Source organism: Cellulomonas sp. JZ18, from assembly GCF_009720485.1.
In the GTDB taxonomy this organism is placed as follows: domain Bacteria; phylum Actinomycetota; class Actinomycetes; order Actinomycetales; family Cellulomonadaceae; genus Cellulomonas.
The window spans coordinates 416,192-434,454 of record NZ_CP045245.1 but is presented as its reverse complement, the minus strand read 5'-3'; the positions used below and the strand labels follow the sequence as shown (position 1 = coordinate 434,454).

Here is an 18,263-nt window from a genome sequence, read left to right as displayed (position 1 = left end):
GCGACGAGCCGTCCGCCGCACGCGCGCACCGCGGGCCACGACGACGAGGGGCCGGCCCGCGGGAGTGCTCCCGCGGACCGGCCCCTCACCGCCACGCATGGGGTCGTGGCGGGGTCCGTCGTCCGCCCGTCAGGCGGTGGTGCAGCCGGCGCCGTTCAGCGTGAAGGCCGTCGGCTTCGGGTTCTGGCCGGAGTGCGCGCCGTTGTAGCCGATCTCGACCGACGCGCCCGGTGCGAGCGTGCCGTTCCAGGCGGCGTTCGTGACGGTCACCGTCGAGCCGGACTGCGCCCACTGGGCGCTCCAGCCCTGCTGCACCCGCTGCCCGTTCGACAGGTCGAAGCGCAGCGTCCAGCCGTTGAGGGCCGTCGAGCCGGTGTTCGTGATGCGCACCGACGCGGTGTACCCGGTGTTCCAGTCGTTGCTCGTGTAGCGGACCGTGCACGCCCCGCCGGGGTTCTGCGTCGGCGTCACGGTGGGCGTCACCGTCGGGGTCACCGTGGGCGTGACCGTCGGGGTCACGGTCGGCGTCACCGTCGGCGTCGGGGTCGGCGTCACGCCGCCGCCCTCGAACAGGCGCCCGTAGTCGGCGAGGGCACCGGCGATCGCCGTCTGCGCCCAGAACCGGTGGTACGTGAACTGCGGCGCCTCACCGGTCCGCAGCGCGGTCTCCACCTTCGACCACTGCGGGTCCTGCTTGTAGAACGACCGGATGTCGAGGAACGAGACGCCCGGCTCGATCACGTCGCCGTTCGGCATCTCGCCGCGCCAGCCGCTCGGCACGTAGACGCCGTTGCCGTTGGGCACGTACTCGTCGTCGAAGCGCAGGTAGTCCGCGCGGGTCTCCACGGTGGCCACGCCCTTGTCGGTCTGGTGGTTCTCCCAGATGACGTCGAGCAGGGCCTTCGCCTTGTCGCGGGAGGCGGTGTCGCCCGAGCGGGCGGCGTAGAAGAGGAGCGCACGGGCGGTGTCGCCGGCGACGCCGACGTCCTGGCCGGAGCTCTTCAGCGTGACCGTGAGGCCGGAGTTCGAGCCGGGGTTGGCCGCGTTCCAGGTGTCCGGCTTGCCGGACCACGTGAGCTCGCTCGGCACCGACCAGTCGTCGCCGTCGACCTCGATGTGCTCCACGACCCACGGCACCCACTTGTCGAGGATGCGCTTGGCCTTCGCGTTGCCGGTCTCGTAGTAGAGCTCGGCGACGCGCTGCACGCCCCACGCCTGCATGCCGAACCACTGGTTCGACGGCGGGTCGTGGTAGACGGGCGCCTCGGTGTAGGCCATGCCGTGGAACGTCGGCGTGCCCGCCGGGCGGGCCGCGTACGCGCCGTCCCAGCTGTTCGTCGCGCCGCCCGCGATCGGGCCGTTGCTCGACTGCAGCCACGTGTAGAAGTCGAGCTGGCGGTCGAGCGCGGTCGTCCAGTCGGCCTTGGCGCTCGGCGACCGCGGCGTCAGCTTCGGGTCGTTGGACAGCGCCCAGGCCGCGAACGGGTTCTGGTAGCCGAAGTGCGCGTGCGACGAGCCGATGCGCCACGCCCAGCCGGCCGACGCGTCGGTCGCGCCGCCCCAGGCCATGTACCAGGACAGCAGGTAGTGCGCGCTGTTCTTGCCGGAGCCCGCGGGGCACGACGGCGAGGTGCAGCCGGCCTGCTTGAAGTACTTGTCGAAGAGCGTGTACCGCAGGTAGTCACCGAGCTTGGCGGCCGCGGCGACCGTGTCGGCGATCTGGGCCTGCTTGCCCTGCTCGGTCGCCCACTTGTTCGCCCAGTAGATCGCCTCGACGGCGCGCGCGTCCGCGTCGGACGCCGACGTGTACTTCCACTGCTTGGCGTACGACGCGTCGCCGGTGAACAGGTCCAGGAAGCCGTTGGGGCCGCCGTGCGTGAAGTCGTCGCAGGTGGGCTGCGGGATGGTCTCCCAGACCGACTCCTGCGGTCCGCGCTGGAAGGTGTTGATGAGCGAGACGCCGTCGTGCGACGGGCCGAGCTGGCAGCCCGGGCCGGGTGCGGCGCCGAAGCCGTAGACGTTGTCGACGTCGGCGAGCCAGTGCATCTGGTAGATGTCCGACGTGCCGTAGGTGGACCGCAGCTCGGCCGCCAGCGGGTCGGTGCCGACCGTGCCGCTCGTGTTGAGCTGCGACGGGTACTGGCTCGGGTGGTTGAACTCCGACGCGTACGTCGCGGGCTTCTGCGGGTCGTAGAACGAGTTCGTGGGCTGGTCCGCGGCCTGCGGGATCATGTAGGTCTCCATGGTGTCCCACGCCTCGTTCAGCGGGGCCCACTCACCGGTGACCTGCCCGTACAGCGCCTCGAGCCACAGCCAGTAGCTGTACGCCTCGGACGTCGTCATGTGCCCGTGGTCGGGTGCCTCGACCATGAGCGTCTCGACCGCGTGGTACGGGATGCCCTGGTCGCTGAAGTACCCGTTGGCCGGGTCCTTGATCTTCTCGTACTGCTCGAGGAACCGCTGGGCGTAGACGGAGTCGGCCGGCGCGGCCGCCGCGGCGACGGGCGCGTTCTGCGCCGTCGGACCCGCGAGGGCGAACGCGGACTGCCCGCCCGCGACGCCCACGAGCGACGTCGCCGCCAGGACGGCCCACGCCGCCCTGACGGCACGCCGTCGGGTGGTTGAGGACATCGTTTCCGTACCTTTCTCGGCGTCCGGGGCGCGCGCAGCGGTGCGCGGGCCCCGGTGACCCGGCGGCGCGGACGCGCGCGCCGGTGCGGTGCACGAAGGAACGGACCGCCGGGCGGGCGCCTCGGTGCACCCGTCCGCACGGTCAGGACGCCGCTCACTCTCCTGAGGGGCGGCGCGACGGGGGAAGGCGGCGAAACGATTAGCGGGAGCAAGTCGTGGGAGCGCACCCACCGCACGGCCTCACCGCACGACGACGGGCCGGACGTGCGCCCCGTCCCCTCCTCGACGGTGCGCCCGCCCGGCCCGCGCCGGTCCGTGCGCCGGCGCTCAGCGCCGGCGGTCCCCGCTCACGACCACCGGAAGAGCCGCGCGGCGACCGGCGTCGCCAGCAGCGTCCAGGCCGCGAGCACCAGCACCTGGGTCGTCGGGAACGGCTGGCCCACCCACGCCGCCGTCATGGCCTGCGAGGCGGCGCCGAGCGGGAGCCAGGTGGCGATGTCCTGCACGACGTCCGGCATGATCGGCAGGGGCAGCCACACGCCGGCGAAGAACAGCGACACGAAGTAGAGCGTCATGCCCCACCCGTTCGCCGCCGCCGCGGTCGGTGCGAGCGCCGCGACGAGCGACCCCATCGCGAAGACGGCGAGCACGGCCAGCACGAACACGCCCAGGAGCAGCAGCGGCTGCGACGGCGCGGACACGTCGAGGACGACGAGCCCCACGGTGACGGCCAGCGCCGCCGCCGCGAGCAGGGCGACGAGGTTGACCAGCACCTGCGCGACGAGCAGCCGGCCGGGGCCGACCGGCGTCGTCGACAGCCGGCGCAGGACCCCGCGCTGCCGGTAGGTCGCGATCGTCGCCGGGTACGTCGACAGCGCGACCGTGGCGATCGCGAGGCTCAGCACGATCGACGTGTAGCCCGTGATGCCGCTGATCTGCGACAGGAACGGGTCCTCGGAGTCGTAGGGCTCGTCCGCCCAGGGCATCGCCAGACCGAGCACGGTCAGGAGCAGGGCGGGGAACAGCAGCGAGAAGAACATCACCGAGGGGTCGCGCAGGAGCAGGCGGCCCTCGACGAGGGTCATGCGGGCGAGCGCGCGGCGCTGCGCCGGCACGGTCGGACGGGGAGCGGTGGTCGTGGTCATGTCACACCTCCGAGGTGGACGCGGGGACGGACGGGCGGACGTCGGCGGGGGCCTCGGCCCCGCCGGTGAGCGACACGAACGCGTCCTCCAGGGACGCCCGGTCGAGGCGGACGTCGGACGTGCGCACCCCGTGCCGGTCGAGCGCGACCAGCACGTCCTGCACGAGCGTCCCGCCGCCGCGGACGACGAGGGTGCGGTCGGCGACGGACGCGTCGCGCACGTCCGGCACGCCCGCGAGCGCGCCGAGCAGGACGTCGTCGGGGACGCGACCGTCGGGCCGCACGCGCAGCACCTGCTCGCCGTGCGCGAGGGCGACGATCTCCTCCGGCGTCCCGACGGCGCTGACGCGGCCCGACGCGATGAGGGCGATGCGGTCGCAGAGCCGCTCGGCCTCCTCCATGAGGTGCGTGACGAGGACGATCGTCACGCCGGCGTCGCGGATCGCCTCGACGACGGCCCACGTCTCGCGGCGCGCGTGCGGGTCGAGGCCGGTCGTCAGCTCGTCGAGGATCGCGAGCTGCGGGCGCCCGACCAGTGCGAGCGCGACGGACAGGCGCTGCTTCTGCCCGCCCGACAGGTCCTTGAACGCCGTGCCGGCCTTGGCGGTCAGACCGAGCAGGTCGAGCAGGTCGGCGGGGTCGGCCGGGTCGGCGTAGAACGACGCGTACAGGTCGAGCGCCTCGCGGACCCGCAGCCGGTCGGGCAGCGCGCTCTCCTGCAGCTGCAGCCCGACGCGCTCGTGCAGGGCCACGGCGTCACGCGTCGGGTCGAGGCCCAGGACGCGGACGGTGCCCGCGTCGGGGGTGCGCAGACCGGCGAGCATCTCGACGGTCGTCGTCTTGCCGGCGCCGTTGCGGCCGAGGATCCCGTAGATCTCGCCCTGCTCGACGGTGAGGCTGACGTCCGCGACGGCGAGCGTGCTGCCGTAGGCCTTGCGCAGGTGCTCGGCCCGGACGACCGGGGTGCTGGTCATGACGTCCTCCTGGTGCTGGTGGGGCGCCGGGCGGGCGCCTCGAGGGTGTGGTGTGCCGCGGGGCCGGCGTCGGGCCGGTCCCGTGGGGACGGTGCTGGTTCTGGTTCTGGTGCTGGTGCTGGTGCTGGTGCTCGCGCTGGTGCGGGTGCTGGGTGCGGGCGGCGGTGCCCGCACCCGGGTCAGGTGGTGCGGCGGACGACGACGGTGCGGGCGACCGCGGTGTACGCGGCCGCGGCCGCCACGGTGACGAGGAGCGCGCCGAGCACGTGCACGGCGACCGCCGCCCCGGGCGTCACCCCCTCGACGGGGACGAAGGCGACCTGCGCCTCGTCCGTGCCGATCACGAGGGCCAGGGGCAGGAAGGTCAGCGGGAGGGCGAGGGTGCCCCACCACCCGCCGACGCGCTGGTAGACGACCCCGACGAGCAGGCCGGTGACGGCGCCGACGACGTGCATGGGGACGAGCTCGGCCAGCAGCAGCCCCACGGAGGACGTCGGGTCCGGCAGCAGCGCGTCGGCGAGATGCGTGTCCCAGCCGAGCGCGCGGTGCACGGCGCGCTCGACGAGCACGAGCACGGTGAGCAGGACGCCCCAGAGCAGGCCCGTGCCGCCGGCGGCCACGAGGCTCGCCCGGGCGAAGGTGCGGCGGGTCATGCCGGCCGCCACGCTCGCCGACAGGTGCACCGCGACGAGCACGATCGACATCGCGAAGAGCACCCAGATCCCGCCCTGCCGGGCGAGCCCGACGAGGGAGATCTCGACCTCGCCGGTGACGGCGGCCACGACCGGTGTGGCGGCGGCCGCGGCGACGACGACGATCACCCAGAACCACGTCGTCAGCGGGCGGAAGGCCCGCAGCAGGACGCGCAGCGCGTGCCGCGTCGGCGAGGCCTGCGTGCCGGGGCGGGTGGCGGTGGCGGTGGTCATCGGGTCCTCCGGGGTCGAGGCCGGCGCGGGCGTGCGTCGGTGCGGTGGGGTGGCGGTGGTGCGGGGGTCAGCGGGGGGTGCGGACCGGGGTGGAGCGGGCGAGGGCGACGTACGCGCCGGCCGTGACGACCACGAGGACGGCGCCCGTGAGCAGCGGCGCGTCGGCGGGGCCGGACAGCACCCCGTCGAGGGCGGGGAGCGACGCGAACCACTCGCCCGCGAGCGCGAGGGTGGCGACGATCGGCAGGACGGTCAGCGGGAGCGTGACGGTCCCCCACCAGCCGCCGAAGCGGTGGTAGACGACGCCGACGAGCAGCCCGCAGAGGTTCGCCAGGACGAGCGCGGGTGCGAGCTCGCCGACCATCGAGGGGAAGTCCCGGCCGGTCAGCTCGAAGCCCTGCTCGAGGATCTCGGCGTCCCAGCCGACCGCGGAGTGCAGCGCCCGCTCGACCAGCAGCAGCGCGCTCAGCACGAGCGTGTAGCCGAGCCCGGTCGAGACCGCCGTGACCAGCGACGAGCGGACGAACGTGCGGCGCGTCATGCCGGCCGCGAGGTGGGGACGCAGCAGCGCGGCGACGAGCAGGATCGCCTGGGAGAACGGGAACCAGATGGCCGACTGCCGTGCGTAGGCGACGATCGAGACGTCCACCGTGCCGTTCACGCGCCAGACGATCAGCGTCGCGACGAGGAGCACGACCAGCGCGATCGCCCAGTACCAGGCCGCGAGGTACAGCGCGACGCCGAGCTGGCGCCGCAGCGCGTGCGCGAGCGGGGACGTGCGTCGGCCGGTCGCCACGGTGCGCGGGGCGGTGGCGGTGCTCACGGCAGCACCTCGCTCTCGGCGTGCGCCCGCGCCGCACCGTCGCGCCGGCGCGGGTCGGTCAGGTGGACGAACAGGTCCTGGAGCGGGACGGGGCCCAGCTCGAGGCCCGTCGCGCGCGCCCGGGCGACGTCGGCGTCGGTGAGGACGCCGCGCACGGTGACCTGCGCCGTGCGGCCCAGCCGCTGCGTGCCGAGGACGGTGCGGCCGGCGACGAACGCGTCGACGGCGTCCTGCGGACCGGTGACGGAGACGCCCTCCGCCCGCAGCGAGTCGGCGTCCTGGGTGAGGAGCACCCGCCCGCGGTCGAGCACGACGACGTCCTCCAGGAGCCGCTCGATCTCCTCGATGAGGTGGCTCGAAAGCACGATCGTGCGCGGGTGGGCGAGGTAGTCGGCGAGCAGCGCGTCGTAGAACGCGTACCGGCTGGGGGCGTCGAGGCCGAGGTGCACCTCGTCGAGGACCGTCAGGGGCGCGCGGCTCGCGAGCCCGATCGTGATGCCGAACGCCGACTTCTTGCCCCGCGAGAGCCTGCTGGGCTTGCTCTTCGGGTCGAGCTCGAACAGGTCCATGAGCTCGGCGGCGAACGCCCGGTCGAACGTGGGGCGGGCACCGGCGAAGAAGTCGAGGTTGTCGCGCAGACGGTCCTCGTCGAGGACGTCCCCGGACTCCCGGACGAGGCAGACGCCGGGGGCGGTGCGCTCGTTCTCCCAGGGGTCCTCCCCGTCGACGAGCACCTGGCCGGACGTCGGGCGCCGGAACGCCGCGACGAGCGAGCCGAGCGTCGTCTTGCCCGACCCGTTGCGGCCGAGCAGGCCGGTGATGGTGCCGGGACGGATCTCGAGGTCGACGCCGTCCAGCGCGACGGTGTCGCCGAAGCGCTGCGTGACCCCGCGCAGGGTGACGCCGTAGCCGGGGGTGGCGGTCATCGTGCGGCCTCCGTGTCGGTGGTCGTGGTGGTGTTCTCGGTGGTGGCGGCGAGGTGGGCGGCGCGCTCGCGGAGGCGGGCCACGACGTCCTCGACGGGGATGTTGAGCACGTGGGCCGCGTCGGCGACGGGGTCCACGGTGTCGGTGAAGAAGCTCTCGCGGCTCTCGGCGACGAGGCGCTCGCGGGCGCCCGGGGCGACGAACATGCCGACGCCCCGCCGCTTGTAGAGCACGCCCTCGTCGACGAGCTGGTTGAAGGCCTTGGCGGCGGTGGCCGGGTTGATCCGGAACGTCGTCGCGTACTGGGTGGTGGACATGACCTGCTCCTCGGCCGCCAGCGCCCCGGAGAGGACGTCCTGGCGGATCTGGTCGGCGATCTGCAGGTACACGGGGTCACGACCGTCGAACACGGGCGCCCTCCGTTCCTGTTCAGTGGTTCGTTACATGGCTAATGAACCACTGAACCGAAGAAGACGCAAGGGCTTCCCCTCCCCGGACTCCGCGAACGCCGCCCGCACCACCCGTGCGCGGGCCGCCGGACGCCGGTCGAGCGCGCCACTCGTCCGGCGAGCGCGCCAGAGGTGTCCGGTGCGCTCGCCGGACGAGTGGCGCGCTCGGTGGTGGGGGCGCGGGGCGGCGGGGTCAGACGCCGATGCGCTGGCGGCCAAGGGCGGCCAGCAGGCGCAGGCGCTCGTCGTCCGGCGAGCCCGGAGTGGCGGTGAAGACGAGCAGCACCTGGGACTGCTCCACGTCGAGCAGCTTCTGGCACTCGAGCGTGAGGACGCCGAGCTCGGGGTGCACCAGGCGCTTGGCCGGCCCGTGCACGAGCCCCACCTCGTGCTCCGCCCACACACGGGCGAAGTCGGGGCTGCGCGCGAGCAGGGCGTCGACGACCTGCTCGGCGCGGGAGCCGGCGCCCTGCCGGGCGAGCGCCGTGCGCAGCTCGGCGACGAACACGCGTCCGCGCAGGTCGTGGTCGTCCGCGGGGTACACCCGACGCGCGTCGGGGTCGGTGAACCACCGGTACACCGCCACGCGGTCGAGCCCGGTGAGCGTCGACGCGTCCCCGAGCAGCGCGATGGCGGCGTCGTTCTGCACGAGGGTCTCGCCCAGGTCCGTCATCACCTGCGCCGGAGTGTCGTGCAGGCGGTCGAGGACGCGCATGAGCCCGGGCGCCACGTGCTCGCTGCGGCCGACGCGCTCGGGGCGGCGTGCCCGGCGAGGCGGAACAGGTGGTCGCGCTCGGCGAGCGTGAGGCGCAGGCCGCGGGCGACCGCCGTGAGCATCTGGTCGGACGGCTGCGGGCCGCGGCCCTGCTCGAGCCGGGACCAGTAGTCGACCGACATGCCGCACAGGAGCGCGACCTCCTCGCGGCGCAGCCCGGCAGCCCGGCGGCGCGCACCCCGCGGCAGGCCGACGTCCTCGGGCTGCAGGGCCTCGCGGCGCGTGCGCAGGAAGTCGGCGAGCTGGGCGCGGTCCACCCCCGCAGTGTTGGCCCGGGCAGGGCCGCGGGCAAGGGTGCGCGGGCGGGCCCGCGGCGGCAGCGGCGCCGGGGACGCGGGTGCGGCCCCGGTGCCGCCACGCGCCGGGGCCGTCACAGGCGCGTGCCGCCCGACGCCTCGAGACGCTGACCCGTCACCCAGCGGAGCGCGGGTGACGCGAGCGCGGCGACGACCGGACCGATGTCCTCCGCCTCCCCGACCCGCCCGAGCGCCGCCTGCGTGCCGAGCGCCGCCCGCACCTCGGCGGTGTCGCGGACCCGTCCGCCGCCGAAGTCGGTGGCGACCGGGCCGGGCGCGACGACGTTCACGGTGACGCCCCGCTCCCCCAGCTCGACCGCCCAGTACCGCGTGAGCGCCTCCACCGCGGCCTTCATCGCCCCGTACGCCGAGAGCCCGCCGGGCTGCACGAACCGTGCGAGGCCGCTCGACAGGTTGACGACCCGGCCGCCGTCGCGCAGCAGCGGAGCGAGGCCCTGCGTGAGCAGGAAGACCCCGCGCACGTGCACGTCGAACAGGCTCTGCAGGGCGTCCGCGGTGGTCCCGCCGAGCGGCGTCGGCAGGGCGTGACCGGCGTTGTTGACGAGGACGTCGAAGCCGTCCGCGGACCACGTGGCCGCGAGCGCGTCGGCCAGCCGGGCGGGGAAGTCGTCGACCTGCCTCACGTCGCCGGTGTCCAGGCGCAGCGCGACGGCGCGACGTCCCGTCGCCGTGATCTCGTCGACCACCGCCGTCGCCTCGTCCTCGTGCTGCCGGTACGTCAGGACGACGTCCGTGCCGTCCGCCGCGAGCGCGAGCGCGGCCGCGCGGCCCAGGCCGCGGTTGCCACCGGTGACCAGGGCGATCCGGGGTGCCGTCATGGTGTCCTCCTCGTCGTGCCCGCCCCGTGCGGGCGGCGTCACGACGAGCCTGCGGTGCGGCGCGCACCGGCGGAAGGACGCGCTCGTCCGGGGACCGGCGGTCCCAGCCTCGCGGCGGGCCCGGTGACGCCGCAGGGGCGGGTGCCGGTCAGAAGCCGTCGAGCAGGCGCACGAGCAGGCGGAACGGGGCGGCGACCAGCCGCACGAGGAGCACGCCGGCCTCCAGGCCGTCGAGGGAGTCGAGCACACGGCCCAGGCCGCGCCGCACCCGCCGCCCGCGCGTCGGCCGCCGCCGTCGGTGCATCCGCACGTCCCCGCCCTCCTCGTGGTCGCGCCCAGGCTAGGGGGTCGGGGCACCGGCTCGGACGGGCCTCACCCGGACGGCGTCGACAGGTTCCGCAGCTCGTCGCGCAGACGCCCCATCCGCTGGTCGAGCTCGGCCGCGACGCGGGCGGCGTCCTCGAGCTCGTGCAGCAGCTCGACGGGGACCTCGCGGTCGTACTTGTAGTACAGCTGGTGTTCGATGCTCGCCCAGAAGTCCATGGCGATCGTGCGCACCTGGAGCTCGACGTACACGTGCTCGGTGCGGTCGGACAGGAAGACGGGCAGGCGCACGATGACGTGCAGCGACCGGTAGCCGTTCGGCTTCGGGTGCGCGATGTAGTCCTTGACCTCGACGACCTCGACGTCGGGCTGGCGCGAGAGCATCCGCACCACCCAGTAGGCGTCGGAGACGAAGCTCGTCGTGATCCGGACGCCCGCGACGTCGCGGATCTTCTCGCGGATGGCCGGCAGCGTCGGGTCGCAGCCCGTCCGCAGCACCTTCTGCACGAGCGAGTCCATCGACTTCAGCCGCGAGCGCACGTGCTCGATGGGGCTGTGGTCGTGGGTCTGCTCGAACTCCTCGCGGAGGATGTTCACCTTCGTCAGCAGCTCGTCGATGCCGAACTGGTACGTCATGAGGAAGCGCGTGAGCTCGCGCTGCAGCGCGCGGATGCGGCGCGCGAGCTCGTCGGGGTCGGCGCCAGGACGGACGAGCCGGGTGGCGGGCGCGTGCACGAGCTGCGCGAGGACCCGCCCCTGCGCCCCCGTGTCGACGTCGGGCTCCCGGGACGGGTGCCCGTCCGGGTACGGGTGGGTGCCGGCCGTCGCGTCCTCGTCCACGACCGGTCGAACGGTCGTCGGGGCGCTGGTGTTCCGGCGGCGGCTCAGCCCGCGAGCGCGATCGACACCGTGACCTCGTCGCCGGCCGCGAGGCCGGACTCCGTGCGCCGGTCGCTGCTGAGCGGCAGCAGCTTCTGCCCGCCGCGCGAACCCACCGTCGTGGTGAACGTGTACGACCCGATCGTCACGGTGACCTTCGGCCGTCCACCGCCCCCCAGGGCCGTCATCACCTCGTCCGGCACCGGGATGCCCGTCGTCGTGCCGCCCGTGGCGAGGATCGTCGTCCGGTACTCCATGCGGCGAGTGTGGCGGCGGACCACCCGCTGCGCCAGGCCGCGCGACCGGACGGGCGTCGGTGCCCCGCCGTAGCGTGCGTGCACGTCCCCGCGTCCCGCCACCTCCGGAGGCCCTCGTGTCCCGCCGCACCGCCCGCGACCACCTCTCCGCCGCGACCCGTGCCGAGCGCGCCGCCCTGGCGGACGACCTCGCGGCGCTCGACCCGCAGGCCTGGGCGACGCCGTCGCTGTGCGGCCGCTGGACCGTCGAGGACGTCGTCGCGCACCTGACGTCCGCCGCGCACCTGACGCCGCTGCGGTGGGTCGCGAGCATCGTCGGCGCGCGGTTCGACCCCGACCTGCACAACGCGCGCCGCCTCGCCGAGCACCGGGGGGCGACGCCCGAGCAGACGCTGGCGCGGTTCCGCGCGGCGGTGGACCGCACGACCGCGCCGTCCGGGCACGCCGCCGCGTGGCTCGGGGAGGTCGTCGTGCACGCGCAGGACGTGCGGCGGCCGCTCGGGATCGCGACGACACCCGCGGTCGGGGCGACCACGGCCGTCGCGGAGTTCTACGTGCGGCGCGACTTCGCCGTGCACAGCGCGTCCGCGGTGCGCGGGCTGCGGCTCGAGGCGACGGACGGGCCGTTCGCGGCCGGGGACGGGCCGGTCGTGCGGGGGTCGACGCTCGCGCTCGTCATGGCGATGGCGGGCGGGCCGCCTACCTGGACGACCTCGACGGGCCGGGGGTCGCGGCGCTCCGCGAGCGCACCGCTCGTCCGTGACGTACCGGGGCAGTGCCCGCCGCGGGTCGAGCGCGGGTCGAGCCGGGTCGAGCACCACCGGGCCCGGCACGTGCGCGACGTCGGCCACGGCCGCGGAGCACGTCCTCAGACGGCGCCCACCACGCGGCACACGTCCTCGCCGTGCGCCGGTGCACCGGTGACGCGGGCGAGGAGCAGCCGCAGGGCGCTGCGGTCCGCGGGGTCGAGGGCCGCCAGGACGGCGTCCTCGGCCGCCGCGATGCGGGCGGCGAGGTCGGCGTGCGTCGCGCGCCCGGCGGCGGTGGGGGCGATCCGTCGTACGCGCCGGTCGGCGGGGTCGGGCTGCCGCTCGACCAGACCGCACCCGACGAGCTTGTCCACGAGGTACGTCATCACCGTGCGGTCGATGCCGAGGCGGCCCGCGAGCGCGGCCTGCGTCGGCGGGGCGCCGTCGACGACGGCGGCGAGCACGTGCCACCCGCGCGGCCCGGACGGCACGTCCGCCAGCGCGTGCTCGACCGCCGCCCGCCAGCGTCCCAGCAGCGTGCCGAGCTGCCAGCCGAGGTCACCGTCGGGCGTGCTCATGCTCTCAGCGTACCGGCGGTGACACAGATCGTCTGCCGTGCATACGATCGGGATCGCAGACGACAGGAGACGCACCCCGATGACCGACTACGGCCACGAGCTCACGTTCGGCACGTTCCTCACCCCGCAGGCCGCCGACCCGCAGGCACCGGTCACCCTCGCGGTGCTGACCGAGGAGGTCGGCCTCGACCTCGTCACGTTCCAGGACCACCCGTACCAGCCCGCGTTCCTCGACACGTGGACCCTGCTGACCTGGGTCGCCGCGCGCACCGAGCGCGTGCACCTGGCGGGCAACGTGCACAACCTGCCGCTGCGGCCCCCGGCGGTGCTGGCCAAGGCCGTCGCGAGCCTGGACCTGCTGTCCGGCGGCCGCGCCGAGCTCGGCCTGGGTGCGGGGGCCTTCTGGGACGCGATCGAGGCGATGGGCGTCCCGCGGCTCACGCCCGGCCAGGGCGTCGAGGCGCTGAGCGAGGCGATCGACGTCATCCGCGGGCTGTGGGACACGTCCGAGCGGCGTCCCCTGCGCGCCGGCGGCGAGCACCACCACGTCAGCGGTGCCAAGCGCGGGCCGGCCCCCGTGCACGACGTCGGCATCTGGGTCGGCGCGTACAAGCCGCGCATGCTGCGCCTGGTCGGCGAGAAGGCCGACGGCTGGCTCCCGTCGATGGGCTACCTGCAGCCCGGCGACCTGGGCCGCGGCAACGCGGCGATCGACGAGGCGGCGACGGCCGCGGGGCGCGACCCGCGCGAGGTCCGCCGCCTGCTCAACCTGACCGGCCGCTTCTCCCCCACGTCGGACGGTCTGCTCGTCGGCCCGCCCGAGCAGTGGGTCGACGACCTCGTGCGCCTCGCGCTCGAGGACGGCATCGGCACGTTCGTCCTCGGCACGGACGACCCGGCGACGATCCGCACCTTCGCGGAGCGCGTCGCACCGGCCGTGCGGGACCAGGTCGCGGCGGCGCGCGCGACGGCCGGCACCCAGACCGGTCCCGTGCGCTCGGCCGCGCAGCTCGCGAGGCGGGTCGAGGGCATCGACTACGACGCGGTGCCCGCGGGCGTCGACGCCGTCGAGCCGGGCGACCGGCGGTACGCGTCCGTGCGCTCGACGTACATGCGCCGCGGCGAGCCGGGGCTCGTGCTGCTCCCCCGGACCGTCGAGGAGGTCGTCGACGCGCTCGCGTACGCGCGACGGCAGCGCGGGCCGCTCGCGGTGCGGTCGGGCGGGCACGGCATCAGCGGCCGGTCGACCAACGACGGCGGCGTGGTGCTCGACGTCGGGCGGCTGGACCAGATCGAGGTCGTGGACGCGGCCGCGCGGCGCGTCCGGCTCGGCGCGGGCGCGACGTGGGGCGCGGTCGCGGCCGCGCTGGCCCCGCGCGGCTGGGCGATCTCGTCGGGCGACTACGGCGGCGTGGGCGTCGGGGGCCTCGCGACGACGGGCGGCATCGGGCTGCTCGGGCGCTCGTACGGGCTGACGATCGACCACGTCGTCGCCGCCGAGGTCGTCACCGCCGACGGGACGGTGCACCGGGTCGACGCCGAGCACGAGCCCGAGCTGTTCTGGGGGCTGCGCGGCGCCGGCGGCAACCTCGGCGTGGTGACGTGGGTCGAGGTCGAGGCCGCCGAGGTGCCGGACGTGGTGTTCGCGCAGATGGTGTTCGACGCCGCGGAGCCGGCCGTGCTGCTGGAGCGCTGGGGGCGGCTGGTCCAGGACGCACCGCGGCAGCTCACGAGCTTCCTGCACCTGCAGGCCTCCTCGCCCGGGCGCGGGCCGATCGCCCAGGCGATGACCGTGTGGGCGGACGACGACGCGCAGGCGGCCGTGGAGGCGCTCGAGCCGATGCTCGGCGTCGCGCCCGTGCTCGACCAGCGCGCGCAGCTCACGCCGTACGCGGGCATCGTCGGGCCGGTCGCGAAGCACCACGACGGCGGCGCACCGCCGGTGTCGCGGTCCGGGCTGCTGGCGTCGATGACGCCGCAGGCCGCCGCCGACCTGGGCCGCGTGCTGGAGTCCGGCGAGGCGATGCTCGTGCAGCTGCGCGCGACGGGCGGCGCGGCGAACGACGTCGCCCCGGACGCGACCGCGTACGCGCACCGGTCCGCCGCGTTCTCCGCGACGGCGTTCGCGGGCCGCTCGGGCCGGGCAGGCCTCGACGACGTCTGGGACCGGCTCGCCTACCCGCACATGGACGGCCTCTACCTGTCGTTCGAGACCGACCCGCGCCCCGAGCGCCTGCTCGACGCGTTCCCCCCGGCGACGCTGGCCCGGCTGCGGGCGCTCAAGCGCACGTACGACCCGGACCACGTGTTCGACCAGAACTTCCCGATCGACCCCCGCGGCTGACCTCCCGCGTGCGGCGTCCGTGCCCGTCGGCGGCACGGACGCCGCACCGGTTCACGCTCGTCCACGCGGGCGCTCCACACATCCGGGTCCGGGGGCGTCTAGAGAGGGCACGCACCCACGAGCCCTCCCGGAGGACCCGATGAACCCGAGCACCACGTCCCGCTGGACCCGCCGTCGCGTCGTCGCCGTGGGCGTCGTCGCCGCCACCCTGACCGTCGGCGGTGCCGGCGCCGCGATCGCCGCCAACCCCGGGTCGCCCGCCGCCGCGGCGGTGGAGGAGGCGCTCGGCCTCGTCGGCGTCGACTGGTCGGCGATGCCCGAGGGCTACACGCGCGAGCAGTACGTCGCGTTCTGGGGCGCCGGCTACACCCCGAGGACGTCGACGCGCTCGCCGCCCTCTGGGGCACGGAGTGGACGGAGACGAAGGCCCGCGCCGGGCAGCTGCTCCTGGACGGCGAGGACGTGCCGGTCCCCCGAGCGGCACGGCGCCGACGGCCGACCCCGCCGCCGACGCGGCGGACGGCCCGGCCGCCGCCCCTGCCGACCCCGCAGCCGAGTACACCGCCGAGCAGTACGACGCCTTCTGGGGCGCCGGCTACACGGTCGAGGACGCGGAGGCCCTGGCCGCGCTGTGGGGCACGGAGATCACGGAGACGAAGGCGCGCGCCGGTCAGGCCCTGCTCGACGGGCAGACTCTCCCCGTCGCCCCCGGCAGCAGCACCGCCACCTCCTGACCCGCGGCCCGGCACCACCGACGAGACGAGGACCGAGTGGACGAGCTGACGCTGCGCACGGGGTTCGAGATCGAGCTGCTGGCGCCCGCCGGGTCGGACCGGCAGGAGCTGGCGGACGCGCTCGCCGCCCGCCACGGCGGGGCCGTGCGGCGGTCCTTCCACACGGACAGCGAGCCGTCGACGGTGCCGGGCGTGGGCGTCTTCCGCCACCTGTCGCCCGCGTTCGACGTGGTCGACGCGGCCGGTGCGCCGGTCGCGCGGCTGGTGGACGACATCACCATCGAGGCGGACCTCGCCCCGGTGCCCGGGTCGCGCGCGCGGCCCGGGCACCGGGGCTGGTACCGCCTGCTCTCGGACGACGCGCGGCTGCTGCGCCTCGTCGAGCGGCACGCGGACCCGTCCGCCCCGCTCGCCACGGTGCTCGAGCCGGTCGCGGAGCTGTTCGGCGTCCGGGCCGACGTCTTCCCCGCCGCGGCGCGGGTCAACGACCCGACCGGGGCGACGGTGGCGGTCGCCCTGCCGCTGCCCGCGGGTCGCGAGCGCCCGTGCGAGGTCGTCACGCCGCCCCTCGTCGCGGGCCACGCGGACGCCCTCGAGCGCCTGCTGGCCCCGGCGCGGGACCTCGGCTTCACGGTGCCGCACGAGGCCGCGGTGCACGTGCACCTCGACGGTGCACCCTTCCGCCGCCCCGGCGCCTTCACGAACCTCGTCCGGCTGTTCGCGCACTGGCGCGAGCCGCTGCGGACGGTCCTCGGCACCAACCCGGCGTGCCGGCGGCTCGCGCCGCTGCCGGACGCGCTCGCCGCGCTCGTCGAGCGGCCGTGGGCCGACGACGACGCCGGGTGGGCCGGTCTGCGCGCGGAGGCGCGGGCCCTCGGGCTGACGAAGTACGCCGACGTCAACCTCACGCAGCTCGTCGCCGACCGCCCGCTGCGGGACACGGTCGAGGTGCGGGTCCTGCCTGGCGAGATCGACGGGCACGCGATCGTGCGCGGCGCCGCGCTCGTCGAGCGCCTGCTGCTGCGCTGCCTCGACCCCGCGCCGCTCCCGCGCCCCGGTGCGGCCGCGGCCCGCGACCCGCACGCCGCGCTCGACGACCTCGCGGCGGTGGTCGTCCGATGAGCACGTGGACGAGGACCGCCGGCCCGGACAGCGCCGCCGTCCCGGTCGTCGTCGGCACGCGGGCCACGGACCACGACGGTGGCCGCCGCGACGCCCGCGACGACGCCACCGACGGCGACGGCACGAGCGGTCACGCCGGTGCCGCCCCGACGCTCGACCGCGCCGCCGCCCGCGCGCTCGACGAGGTCGTCCGCGACCACCTGCCCGGCCTGCTGCGGTACGCGACCGTCCTGACCGGCGACGGCCACACCGCAGCCGACCTGGTGCAGGAGGTGCTGCTGCGCGCGCACGTGCGGTGGGGGCGCATCGCCCTGCTCGACCGCCCGGACCTGTACCTGCGCCGCATGGTGACCAACGAGCACCTGTCGTGGCGCCGCCGGTGGCACGTGCGCACGGTCCGGCCGGCGGCCGACGACGTGCTCGCCGCGCACGCCGACCCGCACGCGGACCACGCCGACGCGGTCGTCGCGGACGACGCGATGTGGCAGCACCTCGCCGCGCTGCCACCGCGGCAGCGCACGGTCCTCGTCCTGCGCTACTACGAGGGGCTGTCCGACCCGGAGATCGCGACCGTCCTCGGCACCTCGAGCGCGACGGTGCGCTCGCACGCCTCCCGCGCCCTGGCCGCGCTGCGCCAGACCGACCTCACCACCCCACCGGAGCACCGATGAGCCAGCAGCACCGGGCCGCGGGCGACCCGCACGAGCCCGTCCCGTCCCCGAGCACCGACGACGAGCTCGCGGCCCGCATCACGCGCGCCCTGCACACCCGTGCGGCCGCCGAGCACCCGGACCTGGCCGGCGTCGCGGCACGCCTGCGCGCCGAGGCCGTGCGCCGCGGCGGCAGGCCCGCCCCGGCCCTGGCCCTGCGCCGCGGCGGCGCGATCGCGGCGGCCGGCGTCGTGACGGGCGCCCTGGCGTTCGCCGGTGCGGGCGCCGCGGCCGCGGCCAACCCGTACTCCTCCGTCGCGAGGGTGGTGGAGGGCGCCGCGCAGGCGGTCGGCATCGAGTGGTCCGCGATGCCGGACGGCTACACCCGCGAGCAGTACGAGGCGTTCTGGGGCACGTACGACGTCGAGGACGTCGAGGCCCTGAGCGACCTGTGGCAGACGGACCCGATCGAGGCGAAGGCCCGCGCGGGCCAGATGCTGCTCGACGGCGAGGTGCCGCCGGTCGACCTCGCGCGCGCTGCCGTTCCCGGGACCCCGGCACCGGGCGCGCCCACCCCGGCCGGGCCGCCGGCGCCGGAGGACGTGTTCTGGGAGGCCGGCTACTCCCTCGTGGACGCCGAGGCCCTCGGCGCCCTGTGGGGCACGGACACGGCGGAGACGAAGGCCCGGGCGGCGGACCTGCTGCGGGCCGGCAAGCCGCTGCCCCTGCCGCCGTCGGGCCCGCCGGCCGTCGAGAGCCCCTGACCGCGGACCCCTCCCGCCGGGGTCGGTCGCGGCCGGTGCACCGGGTGAACTCCCGCGGCGGCCCACGGCGACGCCGGCG

The 18,263-nt window shown here is 75.6% G+C and carries 19 protein-coding genes and 2 pseudogenes; 7 read left to right on the top strand and 14 right to left on the bottom strand.

The window, feature by feature from the left end:
* Positions 1-129: 129 nt before the first annotated feature.
* The 12 genes from GC089_RS01975 to GC089_RS01925 form a co-directional block, all read right to left on the bottom strand.
* The gene (locus tag GC089_RS01975; protein ID WP_155376264.1) at positions 130-2,631 is read right to left on the bottom strand and encodes a glycoside hydrolase family 48 protein; all 2,502 of its coding nucleotides are present in this window, start codon (positions 2,629-2,631) and stop codon (positions 130-132) included.
* Between the two features lie 347 nt (positions 2,632-2,978).
* Entirely contained in the window at positions 2,979-3,776 is a 798-nt protein-coding gene (locus tag GC089_RS01970; RefSeq protein WP_155376263.1) for an ABC transporter permease, read from the bottom strand.
* A gap of 1 nt (position 3,777) precedes the next feature.
* Positions 3,778-4,749, bottom strand: a complete 972-nt coding sequence (locus GC089_RS01965; protein ID WP_155376262.1) for an ABC transporter ATP-binding protein — start codon at positions 4,747-4,749, stop codon at positions 3,778-3,780.
* A gap of 179 nt (positions 4,750-4,928) precedes the next feature.
* A complete protein-coding gene (locus tag GC089_RS01960) occupies positions 4,929-5,675 on the bottom strand; it encodes a hypothetical protein (RefSeq protein ID WP_155376261.1) in 747 nt (248 codons plus the stop codon).
* 67 nt (positions 5,676-5,742) lie between these two features.
* Positions 5,743-6,498 carry a hypothetical protein gene (locus GC089_RS01955; RefSeq protein WP_155376260.1) on the bottom strand — a complete coding sequence of 252 codons (756 nt, stop codon included), beginning with the start codon at positions 6,496-6,498 and terminating at the stop codon, positions 5,743-5,745.
* Positions 6,495-7,424, bottom strand: coding sequence for an ABC transporter ATP-binding protein (locus GC089_RS01950; protein WP_155376259.1), 930 nt, complete (start codon positions 7,422-7,424; stop codon positions 6,495-6,497). Before GC089_RS01950 ends, GC089_RS01955 begins: the two co-directional genes overlap by 4 nt.
* A complete protein-coding gene (locus tag GC089_RS01945; RefSeq protein WP_230684995.1) occupies positions 7,421-7,834 on the bottom strand; it encodes a GntR family transcriptional regulator in 414 nt (137 codons plus the stop codon). The genes GC089_RS01950 and GC089_RS01945 overlap by 4 nt, the downstream gene beginning before the upstream one ends.
* Before the next feature lie 232 nt (positions 7,835-8,066).
* The gene (locus GC089_RS19840; RefSeq protein ID WP_370514050.1) at positions 8,067-8,546 is read right to left on the bottom strand and encodes a hypothetical protein; all 480 of its coding nucleotides are present in this window, start codon (positions 8,544-8,546) and stop codon (positions 8,067-8,069) included.
* A complete protein-coding gene (locus GC089_RS19835) occupies positions 8,546-8,905 on the bottom strand; it encodes a helix-turn-helix domain-containing protein (RefSeq protein ID WP_370514049.1) in 360 nt (119 codons plus the stop codon). The genes GC089_RS19840 and GC089_RS19835 overlap by 1 nt, the downstream gene beginning before the upstream one ends.
* 113 nt (positions 8,906-9,018) lie before the next feature.
* The gene (locus GC089_RS01935; protein WP_155376258.1) at positions 9,019-9,783 is read right to left on the bottom strand and encodes an SDR family NAD(P)-dependent oxidoreductase; all 765 of its coding nucleotides are present in this window, start codon (positions 9,781-9,783) and stop codon (positions 9,019-9,021) included.
* 148 nt (positions 9,784-9,931) lie between these two features.
* Complete coding sequence (locus tag GC089_RS01930; protein WP_155376257.1) at positions 9,932-10,087, bottom strand: hypothetical protein; 156 nt, start codon at positions 10,085-10,087, stop codon at positions 9,932-9,934.
* A gap of 68 nt (positions 10,088-10,155) precedes the next feature.
* Positions 10,156-10,647, bottom strand: a complete 492-nt coding sequence (locus GC089_RS01925; protein ID WP_370514100.1) for a GTP pyrophosphokinase family protein — start codon at positions 10,645-10,647, stop codon at positions 10,156-10,158.
* Between the two features lie 20 nt (positions 10,648-10,667).
* Between GC089_RS01925 and GC089_RS19830 the strand changes: the two are divergent.
* Positions 10,668-10,745, top strand: a pseudogene (locus GC089_RS19830) (hypothetical protein); the annotation flags it as partial.
* Positions 10,746-10,991: 246 nt separating this feature from the next.
* On the opposite strand, the gene GC089_RS01920 reads toward GC089_RS19830, so the two are convergent.
* Positions 10,992-11,243, bottom strand: coding sequence for a DUF1905 domain-containing protein (locus GC089_RS01920; protein ID WP_155376256.1), 252 nt, complete (start codon positions 11,241-11,243; stop codon positions 10,992-10,994).
* Positions 11,244-11,302: 59 nt separating this feature from the next.
* Between GC089_RS01920 and GC089_RS01915 the strand changes: the two are divergent.
* Positions 11,303-11,875 (top strand): annotated as a pseudogene (locus GC089_RS01915) (maleylpyruvate isomerase family mycothiol-dependent enzyme); the annotation flags it as partial.
* Between the two features lie 236 nt (positions 11,876-12,111).
* On the opposite strand, the gene GC089_RS01910 reads toward GC089_RS01915, so the two are convergent.
* A complete protein-coding gene (locus GC089_RS01910; RefSeq protein ID WP_155376255.1) occupies positions 12,112-12,570 on the bottom strand; it encodes a MarR family winged helix-turn-helix transcriptional regulator in 459 nt (152 codons plus the stop codon).
* Between the two features lie 79 nt (positions 12,571-12,649).
* Here GC089_RS01910 and GC089_RS01905 point away from each other — a divergent pair, with 79 nt between their 5' ends.
* The 5 genes from GC089_RS01905 to GC089_RS01885 all read left to right on the top strand — a co-directional run bounded on the left by GC089_RS01905 (position 12,650) and on the right by GC089_RS01885 (position 18,184).
* A complete protein-coding gene (locus tag GC089_RS01905; protein WP_155376254.1) occupies positions 12,650-14,914 on the top strand; it encodes an LLM class flavin-dependent oxidoreductase in 2,265 nt (754 codons plus the stop codon).
* Between the two features lie 410 nt (positions 14,915-15,324).
* Positions 15,325-15,648, top strand: a complete 324-nt coding sequence (locus tag GC089_RS01900) for a hypothetical protein (RefSeq protein ID WP_155376253.1) — start codon at positions 15,325-15,327, stop codon at positions 15,646-15,648.
* 36 nt (positions 15,649-15,684) lie between these two features.
* On the top strand, positions 15,685-16,770 hold the full coding sequence (locus GC089_RS01895) for an amidoligase family protein (protein ID WP_155376252.1): 1,086 nt from the start codon (positions 15,685-15,687) through the stop codon (positions 16,768-16,770).
* Complete coding sequence (locus GC089_RS01890) at positions 16,767-17,441, top strand: RNA polymerase sigma factor (protein ID WP_155376251.1); 675 nt, start codon at positions 16,767-16,769, stop codon at positions 17,439-17,441. The genes GC089_RS01895 and GC089_RS01890 overlap by 4 nt, the downstream gene beginning before the upstream one ends.
* Positions 17,438-18,184 (top strand): hypothetical protein, encoded by a 747-nt coding sequence (locus GC089_RS01885; protein ID WP_155376250.1) that lies wholly within the window; start codon positions 17,438-17,440, stop codon positions 18,182-18,184. Before GC089_RS01890 ends, GC089_RS01885 begins: the two co-directional genes overlap by 4 nt.
* Positions 18,185-18,263 lie beyond the last annotated feature (79 nt).